This is a genomic window from Candidatus Chlamydia sanziniae, from assembly GCF_001653975.1.
In the GTDB taxonomy this organism is placed as follows: Bacteria; Chlamydiota; Chlamydiia; order Chlamydiales; family Chlamydiaceae; genus Chlamydia; species Chlamydia sanziniae.
Genome location: NZ_CP014639.1, coordinates 407917 through 426455, shown reverse-complemented (window position 1 = coordinate 426455; position 18539 = coordinate 407917). Strand labels below are relative to the sequence as shown.

The following is an 18539-nucleotide window of genomic DNA, read 5'->3' as shown; positions in this document are numbered from 1 at the left end:
AACGCTATGCTTTCATGGGCTATATGGCTTGGTTGCTTTGACAAGTGTTATACTTAGTCTTATCGCTGTAAAAAGCTAAGAATATTCGAATAGCAAAAGCTTGCAATAAATACTATATGTTTGCATGAGAACATTTTTCTAGACACTAGGGAATTAAATTAGCAAAAAGGAGTTGCGTTTCCTTTCCGTGATGAGAAATCCGGGAGGGGGTTCACGTAGTTAAATTAATGAAGAAATCCTTAATCATAGTGGAATCTCCTGCCAAAATCAAAACCCTTCAGAAATTTTTAGGAAATAGGTTTGTTTTTGCGTCATCTATAGGACACATCGTAGATCTTCCGGCTAAAGAATTTGGTATTGACGTAGAACACGATTTTGACCCTCAATATCAAGTATTGCCTGATAAACAGGAAGTCATAAGTCAAATTTGTAAATTAGCTGCTAAATGTGACCAAGTTTATCTTTCTCCAGATCCTGACAGAGAAGGAGAGGCAATTGCTTGGCATATTGCTAACCAGCTTCCTAAAGATACCCCCATCCAAAGAGTATCGTTCAATGCCATTACTCAAGGTGCCGTTACAGAAGCTTTAAAGCATCCAAGAGAAATCAACATGGCTCTCGTCAATGCACAACAAGCACGGCGCCTTTTAGATCGTATTGTAGGCTATAAGATTTCTCCTATTCTTAGTCGCAAACTACAACAACGTTCGGGAATATCCGCAGGTCGTGTACAATCTGTTGCGTTGAAACTTGTGGTAGATCGTGAGAAGGCCATCGAAGCCTTCACTCCTGTAGAATATTGGAATATTCGCGTATTAATGCAAGACCCTAAAACGACAAAGACATTTTGGGCTTATCTTTATGCCGCAGAAGGGAAAAAATGGGAAAGGGAGCTCACTGACGACAAAACAGAAGATGACGTTCTTCTGATTAATTCTGAAAAGAAGGCTCAGTATTATGCAGATCTTTTAGAAAATGCCATTTATAAGGTAGCTCGCGTAGAGGCCAAAGAAAAACGACGCAACGCTCTTCCTCCTTTCATTACATCTACATTGCAACAAGAAGCGAGTCGCCATTTTCGTTTTTCTGCTTCTAAGACTATGTCCGTAGCTCAAACTTTATACGAAGGCATTGAACTTGATAATGAAGACTCTATAGGATTGATTACTTACATGCGTACAGATTCTGTTCGCACAGATCCTGAGGCTATAAACATTGCTAGAAGCCTGATTCAACAAACCTTTGGGAAAGATTACTTACCTGAAAAACCCAATATATATATTACGAAAAAAATGACGCAGGATGCCCATGAAGCCATCCGTCCTACAGACATTTTTCTTTCTCCAAATCAGATTATAAGAAAACTTTCCGAAGATCAGTATAAAATTTACAACCTTATCTGGAAACGTTTTATTGCTTCGCAAATGACCCCGGCAATTTATGACACCTTAGCCATTCAGATTACTACAGATAAACGCGTAGAGCTTCGCTCCGCAGGATCATTATTAAAATTTAAAGGATTCTTAGCAATCTACGAAGAAAAACAAGACGATGATAATGAACAAGAAGAAGATCATCCCCTCCCTCTTTTACATGCCCAAGATATTCTAGAGAAAGAAAAAGTTTCTATAGAACAAGCTTTTACTAAACCTTTGCCTAGGTTTACAGAAGCTTCTCTAGTTAAAGAATTAGAAAAGTCTGGTATAGGGCGTCCTTCAACCTACGCAACGATTATGAATAAAATCCAAAGTCGAGATTACACTACGAAAGAAAACCAACGCCTACGCCCCACAGAACTTGGAAAAATCATTTCGCAATTCCTAGAAACAAATTTTCCAAGGATCATGGATATAAGTTTTACAGCTCTAATGGAAGATGAGTTAGAACTAATCGCCGATAATAAAAAACCCTGGAAGCTACTTCTTAAAGAATTCTGGGATCAATTTCTTCCCGTTGTCATTACAGCAGAGAAAGAAGCCGTGATTCCTAGAATTCTCACAGACATACAGTGTGAGAAGTGTTCTCAGGGTAAATTGGTTAAAATTTGGTCTAAAAATAGTTACTTCTATGGTTGTTCTAAATATCCCGAATGTGATTATCGTACTTCTGAGGAAGAGCTCATTTTTAATAAAAATGATTACGCTGCCGACACACCTTGGGACAGCCCATGTCCACTTTGTAGGGGCGTTATGAAAGTACGCCATGGACGTTACGGAACATTCTTAGGATGTGAAAATTATCCTAAATGCCGAGGGACCATTTCTATTCATAAAAAAGGTGAAGAAGTCAAACAAGAAGAGCTTATTTCTTGTCCTGCCTTAGGATGTTCAGGAACTATTTTGCCAAAACGTTCGCGTTACAATAAAATTTTCTATTCCTGTTCGGAATACCCAGATTGTAGTGTCATTGGTAATTCCATAGATCCCGTAATTACTAAATACGCAGGAACACCTAAAACACCATACAAAAAAAAGAAATCTAATAAAAAGAGATCTGCAGCAAAAAGCAAAACAAAAGCAAAAAAGAAAGATGCTACAACTAAAAAATCTCCTTTATTCACGCCTTCTTCATCTTTAGCTGATATGATTGGGAATACACATGTCTCACGAGGAGAAGCAACTAAGAAACTATGGCAATACATTAAAGACCATAATCTCCAGTCGCCTGAGAATAAAAAACTTTTAGTCCCTGATAGTAAATTAGCGGCTATTATTGGCAACACACCTGTGGATATGTTTCAGTTACCAAAATTCTTAAGTCAACATTTAACTAGAGCCAAACAAGATGAAGATTCATCATCAGCTTCTTGATAGTCCTCTATAAGTTTGTAAACCTCTTGAAATGACAAGGCCTTTGCTAAAGCAGCACGTAAAAAACGCACTTTAGCAGCAGAGACTAAATAATGTCCGCAGAGTTTTCGAGTTTCTGTGAGAAACTTGCTTTCACTTTGATAATATTCTTCTACCCATTGCATATGTTGTATGAAAGCTTCTTTCCTCATAGCAAATGTAGGTTTTTGATAAGTTCCTGTTTTCAAATACTCCTTGATATGGTGAGCCATCCAGGGTGCTCCTATAGCGCCTCGTGCGATCAGAAGACCATCACATCCCGTTGTCAACATCTCTTGAGCAGCTTCTGGGGAAAAGATATCCCCATTACCGAAAACAGGAAAATCCTTACCTGCGGCAATTTTAGCCCGAGCAATATAATCGCGCCTGCTCGAACCATGATAAGCTTGAGCACGCGTTCTTCCATGAACAAAAACTGCATGAGCACCGGCATTTCGTAGGAGCCCTACAATTTCTTCTACATTGATGTGTGTTGCATCCCATCCCGAACGGATTTTCACTGTTATGGGAATAGTGACGCTTTCTACAATTTTTTCTATAATTTTTTCTAGCAATTGGGGGGTTTTTAGAAGTCCGGAGCCACTGCCATCTTTAGTAATTCTATCCGTTGGGCAACCACAATTTAAATCTATAAGATCAAAACCGAGGTTTTCGACGATTTTCGCCGCTTCGCCGATAGCATCGGGAGAACTCCCACACAGCTGAGCACCAATAGGCCGCATTGTTTCTTCATAACTCAAAAGCTTTAATGTACGCTTTGGAGCATGCAACAATCCTTCTACTTTTACCATCTCACAAAACATTAATCCGGGGCGATACAATGCAGACATCCGCCTATAAGGATAATCAGAAAAACCTGCTAAAGGGGCATAAACTATAGAAGAACTAAGTAAAAGATTTTTTATATATATTGGAGAAGCCATGGAGATTGAAAAATATTTAGAATAACAAAATGCAAAATTCTCAATATAACAAAAGGCAGAATTCCCAAACAAAGTAAAGCAATGACAGGACTGATGTCAATGAAGCCAATACGAGGAATAATTTTGCGAAATAGGTTGAGATAAGGCCCTACTAACTTACAAACAAACTGGTACCACGAAGCTCTATGGCAATCAGGAACCCAAGAAGCAAGAATATACACTAAAATTAAAAAACTATAAACATTAATAAGCGTTCTTAAAAAATAAGATACCATCACTCTACTCTCTTAATTACAATTATCATGCCTTTTTCTTGAAAAAGAGGCTTTTATCTATTAAAATGTCTGACTTTATATTTTAAAGAACCCACGCACTATGAATTTCAAACTTCCTTTCTACCGTATTGGGATAACCAGAGATGCAGATCGCACTATTAAAATAGCAATTTTGCAAAAAAGCTGTAAAGGATGGATAGTACGTCATTGCCAACAAATCCTTGAGGGAGAAAAATGGTCTTGTCCTAAAAAATATTTTACAGCCGTAGCCACGTTTTCTCTTTCAGGTTCGGAAGTTCTTGTTAAAGGCTCTTTTTCTTCGTTAAAAAACAAAAAAAATATTTTACAAGTAGCTCTTACCAATCTCGAAGCCAGCTTAGCCTTACCTTGGGAATCTTTGATAGTTCGTCCCCAACTCAATAAAGCTACAGAAAAGGGAGACACCCCCCTGACTCTATGGATAGCTCAAAAAAGCACTCTAAACTTAGAACTCTCTTTCTTATCTCAGACACAAATTTTTCCTACGACTCTTTCTTGCCGAGCTGCTGACATTTTCTTCTTAGCAGAGCAAAGTCCCTTAAAAGCATTACGTGCCTATTTTCTCATTTATGCAGGTCCTAACGAGATTACCACGATTTTTGTAAAAGATCGTGCCCTATTAGTTGCCCGTTCTTTTCCTAATTGCACAGCTAAGAAAAGTTGCGAAGATCTTCATGCTACCCTACAATATATACAAGAAGCCTTTCCAAATACAGTTCTTCCCTCTATTCATATTGCACAACTTTCATCAGCTTTAAAAAAAGCCGTGGAACAAAAACTTTCCCTTCCCCTCGTTGTTTGTCAATTAATGACTTTTAATGTCGAAGAGGATGACTGGGCAATTTATGGTGATGCAATTACTGCAGCATACCAGGGTGCATCAAAAAATGCGTTTACCTTCCCCTATGATACAACAAGCTCTTCTCCAACAGCACAAAAACATTGGTTACAGCGCTCTGCAATACTTATTGGACAATTTGCTCTGCTTGTTACCTTAGTTCTGGGGATAGCTTCCACAGTAAAGCTCAAAGCACTCTCAAATACTGTTGCGAATCACTTTGCTTTAGTTTGTCCTGAAGAACCTAATTTACCTAAATCTTTAAAAGCAGCGAAGCAGGTGATTAAAAAAATAGATAAGCACCATTCCACAACAAGCTATTCCTATTTACCTACAATTCCTACAAGCGAGCAAACAATACGGTTTCTTCTTGCTCTAGCGAAACATAGTCCCTCTTTAACTTTCTCGTATTTTTGCTACAACCTAACGAGTTTTCCATGCCAAGAAAACCCTAACCTCCCCTACAGAGCTACTGTAGAAGTGCAAGGTCAAGGAAAACATGAAGAAGTCTTCCAATTTCTAAAGAAAATCTCCGATCATCCTAAACTTCACCATGTTTCTCAAACTTTGGGAGACGAGCAATCTTTCCAACTTCAATTCACCTTAACCTCTTAGGAATATTATGAAAAAATGGACCTCTACTCTAATTCTTAGTAGCCTAATTCTTAGTAGTTGCCTCCCCATCCTAGGTATTGTGATTAAGCATGTAACGACAGCTCAACATTGGGCAGAGTTAAACTCTCAAATTTTTACGTTAAAAATCAAGAAAGATCATGAGAATTATATTACAAAACATAACATGCAATTAATAAACAATCGGGAGAATGTCACTGTAGAAACCCTGAATAAGCAATGCCAAAATCTTTCCCTATTAAAACAAGAGCATGCTCGGTTAGATACTCTTCAGCCTCATTCTGTTTTAGCTCAAAGCAAAGAAATCTGGGCTAGAAAACACGCCTTAGAAAATGCTAAAAATCAGCTCCGTTGGATAAAAGAAAAAACTTACAGTGACATTACTCTGATACACCTAGAACACGCTCTTGAAATGGATAACGACGATATCCAATCCTTGTTTTCCTTATTCAATCCAGAAAATCCCGAAGCCCCTCTCATCTTTTTTACTCACTGGGAGATGACCAAACAAACGACACCTTTAAATAATGAAGTGTGGTTAATAAATGCTGAGGCTATAAGTCGATGGATATAAAAAAAATATTTTATCTATTCCTATGCTGTTCTTTAATTCATATCGTTCCTCTTTATGGGGAGGTAGGCACCTATAAAAAATTAACACTTACAGGAATTAATATTATAGACCGGAATGGTTTATCAGAAACTATTTGTTCTAAAGAGAAGTTAAAAAAATACGCCAAAATGGACTTTCTCTCTCCGCAACCTTATCAAAAAGTAATGCGAATGTACAAGAACAAACGGGGAGAAAGTGTCTCTTGTCTAACAACGTACCATAACAATGGTCAGCTCAAACAATATCTTGAGTGTGTGAATAATCGAGCCTGTGGGAGATATCGCGAATGGCATGCCAATGGTAAAATTAAAATTCAAGCAGAAGTTCTTGGTGGTATTGCAGACCTCCACCCTTCTGCAGAATCTAGCTGGCTTTTTGATCAAACAACTTTTGCATATAACGATGCTGGATGTTTAGAAGCCATCATTATTTATGAGAAAGGGTTATTAGAAGGCCTTTCTTTGTATTACCATTCTAATGGGCAAATTTGGAAAGAGTGCTCATACCATAAAGGTCATGCCCACGGAGAGTTCTTCACTTACACATCTACGGGGACATTATTAAAAATACAAACTTATCAAGATGGGAAAAAACACGGACCCACAATTCGTTATGAAGAAAAATCCGGCATTGTATTAGCCCACGAAAACTATAATCTCGGATACTTAATTTCTGCTGAATACCGAGACCCCCATACACAAGAAATAGTTTTCATTATATCCAATGGCGAGGGAATCCAAGCAATTTATGGTAAATATGCCATTGTAGAAACACGATCTTTTTATCAAGGAGAGCCTAATGGCAAAATCACGATATTTGACAACTTTGGGAAAAACATCCTCCAAACCTATACCCTAAGCCATGGGGTCAAAGAAGGTGAAGAATACTTCTTCTATTCCGATACAGGAAAACCTAAACTCTTACTTCATTGGCACGAAGGTCTTTTACAAGGAACAGTGAAAAGCTGGTATCCTAATGGAGCTTTAGAAAGTTGTAGAGAATTAGTAAATAATAAAAAATCTGGCTTGTTTACCACGTACTATCCTGAAGGACACGTTATGGCAACAGAGGAATATGACAATGAACTTCTTATTAAGGGTGAGTACTTCCGCCTAGGAGATCGGCATGCTTATACCAAAGTAGAAAAAGGTTGTGGTACTGCGGTATTTTTCTCTCCCTTAGGAATAATTACGAAGAAAATCCCCTATCAAGATGGTAAACCTTTAACCAATTAATTTGTTTTCTTATGACTAATCTCAAAACAGAAAAAACAGAACTACGAAAAACCTTTACCTCACTACGAAGGAATCTCTCTACGCAACGAGTGCGTACAGCAGCAGTAGCCATGACCACATTTGTACAAAGTTTTCCTAGCAAAAGTATTGTCTTATCCTTTGCGTCGTGTAATTCTGAAATAGATATGAACGCTGCTAATCATGTGCTTGCCCAAAAGTTTACTTTAGCACTTCCCCAAGTATGTGGAAAATACTTCTTTCCCGTCCATGTTCCCTCTCTTGAAATACTTGCTACTCTTTCTTCTCGACAAACAATGGTTCCGCATCTCAAAGAAATTCCCAGCAATAAAATCACCCATGTCTTAGTTCCTGGTCTTGCCTTTGACCAGCAAAAGTATCGTCTTGGTTATGGAAAAGGGTTTTATGATCGTTGGCTAGATGATCATCCTCACCTACTGTCCATAGGTGTGGGATACGTAGAGCAAAACATCAACGTTCTCCCTAGAGAATCTCATGACATTCCACTTTCCCAGGTATACCTATGTTAAAATAATTACCCCTCAATGGGAGAGTTCTTGTAGTTTTTTTCAGAGATTCCTCTATCATTAAGGAGCAGATTGTCAATAACGTTTCGCCTGTGTATGATGAACCCTAGTATTTAGAGCAAACTACGCGAATCACTGTAGGCTTCCTATTCCGTGATCTTTACAAAGGCAATGCATGAATATACAATACTACATTGTACGTTGTTTTCTATCTTGACTCGTACCAAAAATTAGGGTATTCCATAAGGAGCAGCAGCTGATAGACATGTATCATGAACACACGCATCCCAAAACCTCTTAACCTATTACGATAAGAATCCTTTCTTATCTTTTCTCGAAGTTCCAGAGCGAAGAGCATATTTCTGGGAAATATAGAAAAAAGGAGCATTTATATGAATTTATCTGACCGTAAAAAAGCTCTAGAAGCTGCCATTGCTTATATTGAAAAGCAGTTTGGTGCTGGGTCAATTATGAGTTTGGGCAAGCATTCAGCTGCCCATGAAATTTCCACTATAAAAACAGGAGCACTGTCTTTGGATTTAGCCCTAGGAATCCATGGTGTTCCTAAAGGACGTATTATTGAAATTTTTGGTCCAGAATCTTCAGGAAAAACAACATTGGCAACTCACATTGTTGCTAATGCTCAAAAAATGGGAGGTGTAGCTGCCTACATAGATGCTGAACATGCATTAGATCCTAGTTACGCTTCTCTTATCGGTGTAAATATTAATGATCTTATGATCTCCCAACCCGACTGTGGAGAAGACGCTTTAAGTATCGCAGAACTACTTGCCCGCTCTGGAGCTGTCGATGTTATCGTTATTGATTCCGTAGCAGCTCTAGTTCCTAAAAGTGAACTTGAAGGAGACATTGGTGATGTTCATGTCGGTTTGCAAGCACGTATGATGTCTCAGGCCTTGCGAAAACTTACCGCGACTCTTTCCCGAAGTCAAACCTGTGCTGTCTTCATAAACCAAATTCGTGAAAAAATTGGTGTAAGCTTTGGAAACCCTGAAACCACAACAGGAGGTCGTGCTTTAAAATTCTACTCGTCAATACGTTTAGATATTCGTCGTATAGGCTCTATAAAAGGCAGCGATAATGGTGATGTGGGTAATCGCATTAAAGTCAAAGTAGCTAAAAATAAACTTGCTCCTCCTTTTAAAATCGCAGAGTTCGATATCCTTTTCAATGAAGGGATCTCTTCAGCAGGATGCATCTTAGATCTCGCTGTTGAGAATAATATCATCGAGAAAAAAGGCTCTTGGTTTAACTATGAAGATAAAAGATTAGGGCAGGGAAGAGAATTTGTTCGTGAAGAGTTAAAACGCAATAAAAAGTTGTTTGATGAAATTGAAAAACGTATTTATGAGATCATCTTATCCAATAAAGTTCCCGTTGTTACTACACCTCAAGAAACTTCCATTCCCCAGGGTATCGTATCTTAGTATCTTAACACCTACAATTTGTTCTAATGCACAAACCTTCTTATAATCTTAGAATTGTGAAAAGGTTCTTTTATAGTGCAACAATCAGACGACCAGGTAATGGATTCTTTAAAAAAAGGACTAAGAAAATTTCATAATCCCTGACTAAAGTATGTTCGCATGTGTTTGCCATGCAATAGAAAGCAGTAAGGGACTGTACAGATCTTCATCCTCAGCTATTGCTAGAGCACGTATGTCTTCCCATGATGTAGGCAAGGAATGAAAAGTTACTCTAGGGACGCTTTCAATAATTGCTAAAGGAGTATGCTCATCCCCCTCTCCCATGCAAACAACTGCGGCTGCTGCTAAACCATCTAAAAGATTACTACGCGTAACCTGCATAGGACGACCAAAACAATCTAACTTACCTATATAACTATATGAAGGATAAAATCCATACCAGCACAATCCAATACCTTGGGTTCCTTGTCGTAATGGTTTTGTATGACTATCTGAAATAATTACTCCACAACATTTCAAATTATAAAAATCCTTTAGCCAACATCCCAAAGTATTCACAGAGGTTAAAAGATCCCTGGGATACAACACATAGTACCCCTCAACATTAGACTCATCAATTCCTGCAGAAGGGATAAGAATTCCCCATTTCTTAGTCAGGTAAATGCCATGTTTTTCTACCAATATATAAGCATCTGACTCTTGTTTGACTAATTCGTCCTTAGAAATGCTCTCTATAGGAACGACAGCTTCCTCACACAAAGCTACTATCTTTGATGTTACAACAAGAATCGACCCTTCGGCAAGGGTATTAGGTAAAGATGCCTTTAAAATAGCATACAAATTATCGCCAATATGAATAGTTGGTGTTTTAACTGAAGTGATTTTCATAATAACATATTATCTTATCAGGACTATCTAACAAAATCTGCTTTTTCCAATTTTGCAATAAAGAGAGTGGAAAAAATGCATCACCGTTATACATCTTTTTGATATGTGAAACAAAAAAGCTTTGGACTGCGTTATGGTATAAAAAAAGAGAGTAAATCTCTGATCCTCCAATGAGAAAAATAGGCGAAGCAAGATCAAGTCGAGTAAATTCTTCCATGGAAGAAACCTGAAGAATCTCCTGACTAAGTTTATCTTGCGAACGGGAAAATACAATTACGAGTCTCTCTTTACAATAGTTTTTAGGAAATGTCTCCCAAGTCTTTCTTCCCATAGCTATAGGATAAGTGCTTATTGTCTGAGCAAAAAATTGCAAATCTTCCGGATAATGCCACGGCAATTTACCCTTATTCCCTATAACTCCTTGAGGATCGCAAGCTACAATCCCTGAAACTAAAGTATTTATACAGGTACTCCATTACAAGTTGCCGCCGTCAAAACTCTGTGATGAGCTTCTATATTGTGTACTCGCAAGTAATCTACGCCTTGTTTTTGTAAAAGTATAGAAATCCCCACAGTTTCCCAATCCCGATCTTTAGGATCGTAACTGCTAAGCATTAATAAGAAAGATTTCCTAGAATGACCAACAAGTAAAGCACAACCTAAATCTTGAAATTTTTTCACCTCATTAAGTATCGTCAAGGATTGCATAGCACTTTTGCCATAACCTATACCCGGATCAAAAATAATCTGATCCACTTCAAGCCCTAAACCAACACAAGCTTCCAGCTGATGCTCTGCCCATTCCAATATCTGTTGTGAGCTTGGATTCGAAAAAGAAAGTATCTTCCGAGAGTCTGCAGGTATAGAACATGAATGGGTCATGACTAATGAGAGTCCAAAATCTTTAGCAAGCTGTGCCATCTTCTGAGGATTTCCAGAAACATCATTTATCCAGTGAATAGGATAAATATTCATAGCTCGAGCAATAATCTCTGGATAAAATGTGTCTAAAGAAATTTCAGGATATTGCATATTCCCCGACCAACGTTCGGAAAGCAGTTTCAACACTGGCTCTAAGCGTGCCCATTCCTGCTCCATAGACAATAAGCATTGTAACCCAGGATTTGTTGCTTGTGCTCCAAAATCTATAATCGCAGCACCTTGTACGAATAACTGTTCTGCATAAGTAACTGCATTTTCAGGATCCAAAAACTGTCCTCCATCCGACATGGAATTATCAGTAATGTTCACAATCCCCATCAATAACGAAGAAGGTAACAAACTCCTAAGAATAGAACCCGAAGGACAAGGAAAATGATAAGCAAGTTCTGCAAATGTCATTGTGTCATAAGGAGAATGTGGACAACAAAACTTTCTATAGGGGCATAACGAAGCAATCAAAGAAATTAAAAAAGGTCGATCCAGTAAACTCCGATGGGGAATATATTCTTGACCATTTTGATAATGAAAATCTTCTTCTCCATAGAGCAGAATATCTACGTCCAAGACTCTTGGAGACCACGGAAGAGTACTTTCTTCTCTACCTACAGCCTTTTCTACCTGCTTAATAATAACAAGTAACTCTTGAGGAGAAAGTATTGTGCGGCCTACAAGAACCGAATTAAAAAAAGGAAGATCCCATTCTTTAGGAGATTCAGGTAATAATAAAGCTTTTGTTTCTAAAATCACAGAACTTCGAAGTTCTGTGATTCCTTTTTCTTTCAATAAGGCATGCGCTTGTTGCAAATTCTTAAAACGATACCCTAGGTTGGATCCTAAACCTAAACAGACAAAGGAAGACTTGGACATCGCACCTCTTTGCTCATCTTAAATCGTATAGGTTTTAAAAGATTAGGAACCGGGGGACGTTCTTTTGCTACTTCTAAACTTATTTCCGATGCTCTATCCCCAAAAGATACGTCTAAACCGTCTAATAAGGACTTCGCTAAATGCTCTACTAAGGCATAGGGTTTAGCACTTGCAATTTCTTCAATAAGAGATGTTAACTTAATATAACAACATGCATCAGCAAGATTATCGGATACACAGGCAACAGGTTCTTTATAAAATGATAGGGTTACAGAAACTAGAACAGGCTGTTTAAAATGCCGTTCCTCAGGAGAACATCCTAAGTATAACCACACACGAAAATCTGATATAATTAACTGATATTGTTCAATAAAAGCCACCTAAAATTAGTAATATTCGCCTAATTAAAAGGAAATCTTATAGAAAAAACTGTTTTCTTTAAAGATTATTTAGTTTTTAAGCTCTTTACTTTGCTAGAACTAGTCTTCTCTTCTTCTAACAAATCCAAGAATGCCCGTAGCTGTTTAGAACGAATAGGATGTCGCATCTTTCTCAACGCTTTTGCCTCAATTTGACGGATACGTTCACGAGTCACATTAAAAGCTGAACCTACTTCTTCTAAAGTTTTAGGTTTACCATCAAGAAGACCAAAACGATGGATTAAAACAAATCGCTCACGATCTGTAAGTGTTTTTAATACTTCTTTCATTTTATCTTTAAGCATGGAATAGCCTGTGGCCTCGGCAGGTGATTCCACAGCCGTATCCTCTAAGAAATCTCCAAAAGAGCTTTCCCCCCCCTCACCTACTTCAGCCTGTAAAGAAATTGGGTGTTGAGCAATTTTATAGATTTCTCTAACACGATCCGGAGTCAGTCCTAATTCTTCTGCCAATTCTTCAGGGGTAGGCTCCTTCCCTGTTTCCATCATAAGTTTCTTCGCACCACGAAGAACTTTATTGATAGTTTCTATCATATGCACAGGAATACGGATAGTCCGCGCTTGATCGGCAATAGCACGTGTCACGGCTTGTCGAATCCACCAAGTGGCATATGTTGAAAATTTATATCCACGACGATATTCAAACTTTTCGACAGCTTTCATCAAGCCCATATTCCCTTCCTGAATGAGATCTAAGAAAGAAAGTCCTCGATTCGTATATTTTTTCGCGATAGAAATAACCAGCCGTAGGTTAGATTCGACCATTTCTTTTTTTGCTTCCTGACTTTTATCCATCCAACGTTGTAACATACGAACATCTTTCTTAAACTCTTCTAGAGTTCTTCCAGCAGCTACTTCTCGTTTATATAATTTACGTTTAGCAGATGCCAATTTTGCCGCAGCAAATTTATTTCTTTCCGCACGAATTTTTAAATCATTGATTTGCTGTTCTAGCTGTAAAAAAGAATCGTAAGCTTTAAAAACAACCTCACCGAAATCTTCTGTCACGTTATGCCGACAGTGAAAACAGCGCAAATACGCTTGTGTACGAATACGGCATTTTTCTAAATCATCATTTAGTTTTGCTGCCTCTTGCTTTGATAAATCGGGATGCTTTAAAGCCAACAATAGTGTTTCCAAAAAAGCATCTTCTTCTTTAAGCAAGGTAATTAGTTTAGGGAGCAATTTTAGAAAGTGAGCCTTATCTTCGACTTCTTTTTCAGAAATAATCTTATCAAATCGTTCTTTTCCATTGATTAGGTAATGCGCAATGGAAATGGCTTCTTTTGCAGAGTAGCGAAAACGTAAAATGATCCGTTCAATTTGCACTTGAGCCTTTTCTATTCTCTTCGAAATCTCTACTTCTTCTTCTCTTGTAAGAAGAGGAACTGTGCCCATTTCTTTTAAATACATACGTACAGGGTCATCCGGGGTGCCCTCAGTACGTTTGGCTAGACCTTCAAGTTCTTTGGCTTCTTTTTTCTTTTCTTTCTGCCTTTCAACGTCAATTTGGTTAAGGACTTGTACATCCATTCCTGTTAAGAAAATTAACACCTGATCTATTTGCTCAGGAGTGTCAAAAGACATAGGAAGAATCTCATTAATCTCCTCATACGTAATAAATCCTTGTTCTTTAGCAAGAGCTACGAGTTCTTCTAATTTTTTCTGAGATTCTTCTTCAGGGGAGACTTCCGTAACCGGACTATTTTGTGTATTCATGAGTAGTTTGCTTACTTGTAACAAAATAAGGAACTTTCTAGCCTTGGAAAACAGTGTAGCCAAAGTAAAGATAGGAAATCTAGGGATTTCTTACCGTATCCCTAGGATAAATTCTTGTTTTATTCACAAAGGACATTTTTACGCATGGGATAAAGAACTCCTAAAACATGATGATGCAGGGGTCCTTTATTTAAAGCAGTCAAACAATAATAAAAAGAAAGTGGTCCATGCAACTTTGTTTTTACTACCACTTTACCAAACCGTCCTTCTAAAAGATGCGAATGCAGGTCAGAAATCCATTGCTTTAACCCTGAGACTACAATATCGCTATCCATTTTAAAAAAATCTTCTACTCCACAGCCCGTCCAAGTTTTAAATAAAGAATTGGCGAAAACAGCACGTTGGGATTGCGGAGCATAAATAAAAAGCATCCCCAAGTTTTCCTCACGCAAACTATCAAATAATTGCCGGCATTCCAAAGAATAATTGTGAATATTAGAATCCGTACGCAGATAACGCGATGCGGTTAAAGAAGAAGCTGCTTCTATATTTTCAGCTTTAAAAGCAATTTTTTTCAACTCATTCGAAAGTTGGGTAGGTAAATCTTTAGCTAGAGAAAACATTGCCTGTGAGGGTAAATTTTCTGCGACGTCAGACTCTAATTGCAACAAGTTTCGAATCTCATACATCAATTCTTGAACTTTACTTTCTAATTTGCCAATGTAAGCTTGACGTCTATCCAACATGCTGCGCTGTTCTTCAAACGTCGCTTGATATTCATCATTTAAAGCTTGTTGGTAAGCTAACGTTTCTGCCAATTCAGAACCCAAATGTTGACTTTCCTCTGATTTTTCCTTACAATCTTGCAACAAAGAATCTAATTGTAGTTGTAAGCATTGGTTTTCTTCTTTTAATCTTCCAGCCAAAGTCTCTAGTTGTTGGTTTTCTCCTTTAGCCTTCATAAAAATTCCCTGAGCATGAAACACCTGACTTTTAAGTTTCTGGTTTTCCATTTGCAATTGCCTAGTCTCCTGTTGACGTTCTTCAAGAGACGTGCGAATTTGACGCAAACCTTCATCATTTTCCATAAGCTTACGGATTTTTGCTTGAAGCAATTGTACAGCAGCTGTTTTCAGCTGATTTTCTCGACGCCTGATTGCAAAAAACCAGCCTAAAGAAGAAATTGTAGTAAAAATGAAGCTCCCATAGTTTTTTTGTACAGGGGGAAGGAAAAAACAACAAAGGAGAGGAAGAAGAAGAGTCGCTAAAGGGAAAAAATAAATACGATACTTAAAACAAAAGCACAGCCATCTTTTCACCAGTAACATAAAAAATCAAATCCTTTTGGACCACGAAACTAAACATTCATAACTGAGTGCTCTAGACTGAATAGGAAAAAATTACTTTCAAAAGACTCTTATTGTAATTATTATATTAGCATAAAACTTTTTTTATTTCTCGAGAAAAACCATAATCCTTTCATTTTTCTTTTTCATAAATTCCTTGTTGTTTTAGTATGTATTTCGCAATTAAGCTGGGAGGCTCTTTGCTTTCATTCATATGTCAAAAATTTTTGACATAAAAGTATTTTTTATTAAGAAATGCTGTCCGGAGAAATCATGGCACCAAAAAAAATCAACAAAAAAGGTGGTTTACAAAAACGACCTTCTGCTGAAAAACGTATTAAAACTGCGCAAAAGCGTTATCTTATAAATCATAGTTTAAAGTCTAAAGTTAAAACTACAATTAAAAAGTTTGAAATTGCATTAAAAATTGGAGAATCTCAAGCTATTTTTAATGATTTGCAATCAGTTTATAGCGTCGTTGATAAAGCAGTGAAACGAGGCATTTTTAAAGAGAATAAAGCTTCTCGCATCAAGTCAAGAGCAAGTTTAAAAGCCAACATAAATCTCATAAACAGGTAATATCACTATGGCTGCGGCTTCTTTTCTTCCCTCCAGACTAGCTCTCTGTGTAAGGCACTGGGGTCCAACAAACAGTACTTCAACGATGAATCTGTTTAGAAGACACTCTAAGCAATTAGAAGAGACTCTTACGATGACTAATGATCTGCTTGAGATTTTTATTCACTCACTTGGAATTTCTCGTGCCGTGATGTCTCCAACTCCAGGATCTTCAGTAGATATACGATTGCAAAATACTGAATCTTTCCTATGTACAGCGGACGCTGTAAATGATTCTGTAACTTGCTTGGCATTATGGACTCAGTTGCTTAATGGTGCTCTTATTTTTGAAACCAATTCCGATGGATCGTTTATTTATAAAACGGATCCTACGACTGGAGTTCAAAAACGCCAACGACGTTCTGGGATTTATATCGCTAGTAAAATCTCTCGTTTAGCAGCAAAGACTGTAGGAAGTGTCACTGCCCTTCATCAAGCTCGTATAATTACTTTAGGTTCCCATGCTATGCTCGTAGGTGGGCGAGTTAGCTTAGCCCTCCATACATTTGCTTCAGGATGCTCTTTCATAGAGCATTGTATCGAAGTGCACTCATTACTTAACCAAACTATTGATCCGGAAGAAACTTCCTCTTCTCAACCTTTCATTCAACGTGCAAAAAATCTAAGAAGTGCCTTCTTAGCCATGTTCTGTGATTTTCTAGAAATTATTTCTACTAGTCTCTGGTTAATTTTTAGTATAGTCCCAGCAGTTTTAGGAATACATGCTCTTCTAATTTTGGGTATCGTCACTTTAATGGTCTCTATCTTCAACTTTATTCAAGATATTATCTCTTAAGTGGATTTCACCTATTTCATAAGTATATCTCGTTGATTTGTTTATTGTCTTATGCAAAGTATCAAAATCTGTCCAAATTGATACTTTGTACTTTGCACGCGTAATTGCTGTATACAATATGGACAAGCCAAAAATCTCGCTACCCTTGGGAAGAATTACAATGACTTCGTCATACTCGCTTCCCTGACTCTTATGAACAGACATAACGTAATTATAAACATAATCAGAAAAAACATTCGTATTTATGGGTTTGCATTGAGGAAAATATAACTGCTGAGTCCTTGGACATAGCATTCCTGTATCTCCATTAAACAATCCCCAAGTTTCATAGCGACTAGTGATCATCACAGGAATCGGAAGCTCCGGAGAATTTTTCCTCAGTGCTTGGTATATTTGGGCATTTAAATGAAGGACTCCCCAAGGACCATAACGCATGGGGGTAAGCACACATAAACGCGTTTCCGAAGAAGAAAGAGCTTTTATGAAAGCTGCTGTTAGTCTTGTAATCATGACAGTCTTATTTGGAAGAGGTGAAAAAGGAATCAGTTCTCGTTTTAATACAGCCCGAGTTAAATTTTGAATTTCTGAGGTCTTTGCTCGATGGGAAATTTGTAAATGAAACGTTCTTTCTGAGAAATTTAAAATAAGATCTTGAAAAGGATTGCCTATACCAATCCCGATAGGAGGTAACTGGTTAGTATCCCCCAGAATAATTAAACTTGCCGTGGATAAACAACCATTTTTATAGTGACCTTGGAGAGTTTGTACTAAACTATGAAGCAAACTTAAAGTAATCATAGATCCCTCATCTACTAAAAGGACATCTATTAGACTATAATGATGGTAAGCATACTCTTGAAGAAAATGATGAACCGTCTGAATAATCACAGTATTTTCAGGAATTCGATAGTTAGTCAAGATCTGACGAATATGTGATGTAGCTTTTCCTGTAGGAGAAACTATAGCAATGCGTAGCTTGGGCTGACTCTTAATTAAAGCTAAAATGAGCTGCACAGCTAAAAAAGTTTTTCCGGTACCGGGCCCTCCACAAATTATAGAAAAACACGCGCACATTACTTCTTGAAAAATATGACTTTGTTCTTTAGAGAGACCAACTTTAGGATCTACTGCAAGAGGAATATGTAAAGGAGTTGCAGAAGAAAGCTGAGTAAGTTTTTGAAATAATTTTTGTTTAGTAATGTACAAAGAACGTAGGTACACATGTTGACCATCGATAACAAATAATTCTGAGCAAATATCCTCAGGAAGATCCCTAAATCCTTGGTACAAGTCAGTTTCTGAGATTCCAAAAATAGAAGGAGTGATACGGCCTTTGTTTATGATAAGAAAGTGATAACCATGGCGCCAAAAAGCAGAAGAAATAGCAAGAAAGGTAAATACTTTTTCTGAAGAAGGTGAACTATATTTGAGCGCAAAAGTAATATCTAAAGGAGAAACCATTTGCTGATTCAGCAAAAGAATTAAAGATTGTGGTAACGCTTTATCGATTTGAAACATGGAGTTTT

General features: G+C 37.5%; 17 protein-coding genes. 8 read left to right on the top strand and 9 right to left on the bottom strand.

Annotated features, from left to right (window positions below; translation table 11 throughout):
* The first annotated feature begins 227 nt into the window (after positions 1–227).
* On the top strand, positions 228–2810 hold the full coding sequence (gene topA, locus Cs308_RS01885) for a type I DNA topoisomerase (RefSeq protein WP_066481937.1): 2583 nt from the start codon (positions 228–230) through the stop codon (positions 2808–2810).
* Here topA and dusB read toward each other — a convergent pair.
* Positions 2759–3772, bottom strand: coding sequence for a tRNA dihydrouridine synthase DusB (gene dusB / locus Cs308_RS01880; protein ID WP_066481934.1), 1014 nt, complete (start codon positions 3770–3772; stop codon positions 2759–2761). The two genes, topA and dusB, sit on opposite strands and share 52 nt — an antisense overlap.
* Positions 3751–4047: a YggT family protein gene (locus tag Cs308_RS01875; RefSeq protein ID WP_066481926.1), complete on the bottom strand. Its 297-nt coding sequence runs from the start codon at positions 4045–4047 to the stop codon at positions 3751–3753. The genes dusB and Cs308_RS01875 overlap by 22 nt, the downstream gene beginning before the upstream one ends.
* A gap of 100 nt (positions 4048–4147) precedes the next feature.
* On the opposite strand from Cs308_RS01875, the gene Cs308_RS01870 reads away from it, so the two are divergent.
* From Cs308_RS01870 to recA, 5 genes are all read left to right on the top strand, one after another.
* Positions 4148–5539 (top strand): hypothetical protein, encoded by a 1392-nt coding sequence (locus tag Cs308_RS01870; protein ID WP_066481924.1) that lies wholly within the window; start codon positions 4148–4150, stop codon positions 5537–5539.
* Between the two features lie 7 nt (positions 5540–5546).
* Complete coding sequence (locus Cs308_RS01865) at positions 5547–6131, top strand: hypothetical protein (protein WP_066481920.1); 585 nt, start codon at positions 5547–5549, stop codon at positions 6129–6131.
* The gene (locus tag Cs308_RS01860) at positions 6122–7405 is read left to right on the top strand and encodes a toxin-antitoxin system YwqK family antitoxin (protein ID WP_066481918.1); all 1284 of its coding nucleotides are present in this window, start codon (positions 6122–6124) and stop codon (positions 7403–7405) included. Before Cs308_RS01865 ends, Cs308_RS01860 begins: the two co-directional genes overlap by 10 nt.
* 11 nt (positions 7406–7416) lie before the next feature.
* Positions 7417–7953 carry a 5-formyltetrahydrofolate cyclo-ligase gene (locus tag Cs308_RS01855; RefSeq protein ID WP_066481916.1) on the top strand — a complete coding sequence of 179 codons (537 nt, stop codon included), beginning with the start codon at positions 7417–7419 and terminating at the stop codon, positions 7951–7953.
* 389 nt (positions 7954–8342) lie between these two features.
* Complete coding sequence (recA, locus tag Cs308_RS01850) at positions 8343–9398, top strand: recombinase RecA (RefSeq protein WP_066481913.1); 1056 nt, start codon at positions 8343–8345, stop codon at positions 9396–9398.
* A gap of 144 nt (positions 9399–9542) precedes the next feature.
* Here recA and Cs308_RS01845 read toward each other — a convergent pair whose 3' ends face one another.
* The 6 genes from Cs308_RS01845 to Cs308_RS01820 all read right to left on the bottom strand — a co-directional run bounded on the left by Cs308_RS01845 (position 9543) and on the right by Cs308_RS01820 (position 15581).
* The gene (locus Cs308_RS01845) at positions 9543–10286 is read right to left on the bottom strand and encodes a putative folate metabolism gamma-glutamate ligase (protein ID WP_066481912.1); all 744 of its coding nucleotides are present in this window, start codon (positions 10284–10286) and stop codon (positions 9543–9545) included.
* The gene (locus Cs308_RS01840; protein ID WP_066481910.1) at positions 10267–10749 is read right to left on the bottom strand and encodes a dihydrofolate reductase; all 483 of its coding nucleotides are present in this window, start codon (positions 10747–10749) and stop codon (positions 10267–10269) included. The genes Cs308_RS01845 and Cs308_RS01840 overlap by 20 nt, the downstream gene beginning before the upstream one ends.
* On the bottom strand, positions 10746–12095 hold the full coding sequence (folP, locus tag Cs308_RS01835) for a dihydropteroate synthase (protein WP_066481907.1): 1350 nt from the start codon (positions 12093–12095) through the stop codon (positions 10746–10748). Before folP ends, Cs308_RS01840 begins: the two co-directional genes overlap by 4 nt.
* Entirely contained in the window at positions 12068–12475 is a 408-nt protein-coding gene (gene folB / locus Cs308_RS01830) for a dihydroneopterin aldolase (protein ID WP_082904996.1), read from the bottom strand. Before folB ends, folP begins: the two co-directional genes overlap by 28 nt.
* Positions 12476–12540: 65 nt before the next feature.
* The gene (locus Cs308_RS01825) at positions 12541–14253 is read right to left on the bottom strand and encodes an RNA polymerase sigma factor (RefSeq protein ID WP_066481905.1); all 1713 of its coding nucleotides are present in this window, start codon (positions 14251–14253) and stop codon (positions 12541–12543) included.
* Positions 14254–14372: 119 nt separating this feature from the next.
* Positions 14373–15581, bottom strand: a complete 1209-nt coding sequence (locus tag Cs308_RS01820) for a hypothetical protein (protein ID WP_066481903.1) — start codon at positions 15579–15581, stop codon at positions 14373–14375.
* Positions 15582–15872: 291 nt separating this feature from the next.
* On the opposite strand from Cs308_RS01820, the gene rpsT reads away from it, so the two are divergent.
* Together rpsT and Cs308_RS01810 are read left to right on the top strand one after the other, a co-directional pair.
* Positions 15873–16178, top strand: a complete 306-nt coding sequence (gene rpsT, locus Cs308_RS01815) for a 30S ribosomal protein S20 (protein WP_066481901.1) — start codon at positions 15873–15875, stop codon at positions 16176–16178.
* A gap of 7 nt (positions 16179–16185) precedes the next feature.
* Entirely contained in the window at positions 16186–17013 is an 828-nt protein-coding gene (locus Cs308_RS01810; RefSeq protein ID WP_066481899.1) for a hypothetical protein, read from the top strand.
* Here Cs308_RS01810 and recD read toward each other — a convergent pair.
* Entirely contained in the window at positions 16969–18531 is a 1563-nt protein-coding gene (recD, locus tag Cs308_RS01805; RefSeq protein WP_066481897.1) for an exodeoxyribonuclease V subunit alpha, read from the bottom strand. The two genes, Cs308_RS01810 and recD, sit on opposite strands and share 45 nt — an antisense overlap.
* Positions 18532–18539: the final 8 nt, after the last annotated feature.

Excerpts from the sequence above, each read along its gene's own strand:
- Cs308_RS01875 (WP_066481926.1), bottom strand. The coding sequence starts at position 4,047 with ATGGTATCTTATTTTTTAAGAACGCTTATTAATGTTTATAGTTTTTTA.
- Cs308_RS01870 (WP_066481924.1), top strand. The coding sequence starts at position 4,148 with ATGAATTTCAAACTTCCTTTCTACCGTATTGGGATAACCAGAGATGCA.
- Cs308_RS01820 (WP_066481903.1), bottom strand. The coding sequence starts at position 15,581 with ATGTTACTGGTGAAAAGATGGCTGTGCTTTTGTTTTAAGTATCGTATT.
- Cs308_RS01825 (WP_066481905.1), bottom strand. The coding sequence starts at position 14,253 with ATGAATACACAAAATAGTCCGGTTACGGAAGTCTCCCCTGAAGAAGAA.
- rpsT (WP_066481901.1), top strand. The coding sequence starts at position 15,873 with ATGGCACCAAAAAAAATCAACAAAAAAGGTGGTTTACAAAAACGACCT.
- Cs308_RS01845 (WP_066481912.1), bottom strand. The coding sequence starts at position 10,286 with ATGAAAATCACTTCAGTTAAAACACCAACTATTCATATTGGCGATAAT.
- Cs308_RS01810 (WP_066481899.1), top strand. The coding sequence starts at position 16,186 with ATGGCTGCGGCTTCTTTTCTTCCCTCCAGACTAGCTCTCTGTGTAAGG.
- Cs308_RS01860 (WP_066481918.1), top strand. The coding sequence starts at position 6,122 with ATGGATATAAAAAAAATATTTTATCTATTCCTATGCTGTTCTTTAATT.
- Cs308_RS01855 (WP_066481916.1), top strand. The coding sequence starts at position 7,417 with ATGACTAATCTCAAAACAGAAAAAACAGAACTACGAAAAACCTTTACC.
- Cs308_RS01865 (WP_066481920.1), top strand. The coding sequence starts at position 5,547 with ATGAAAAAATGGACCTCTACTCTAATTCTTAGTAGCCTAATTCTTAGT.
- recD (WP_066481897.1), bottom strand. The coding sequence starts at position 18,531 with ATGTTTCAAATCGATAAAGCGTTACCACAATCTTTAATTCTTTTGCTG.
- recA (WP_066481913.1), top strand. The coding sequence starts at position 8,343 with ATGAATTTATCTGACCGTAAAAAAGCTCTAGAAGCTGCCATTGCTTAT.
- topA (WP_066481937.1), top strand. The coding sequence starts at position 228 with ATGAAGAAATCCTTAATCATAGTGGAATCTCCTGCCAAAATCAAAACC.
- folP (WP_066481907.1), bottom strand. The coding sequence starts at position 12,095 with ATGTCCAAGTCTTCCTTTGTCTGTTTAGGTTTAGGATCCAACCTAGGG.
- dusB (WP_066481934.1), bottom strand. The coding sequence starts at position 3,772 with ATGGCTTCTCCAATATATATAAAAAATCTTTTACTTAGTTCTTCTATA.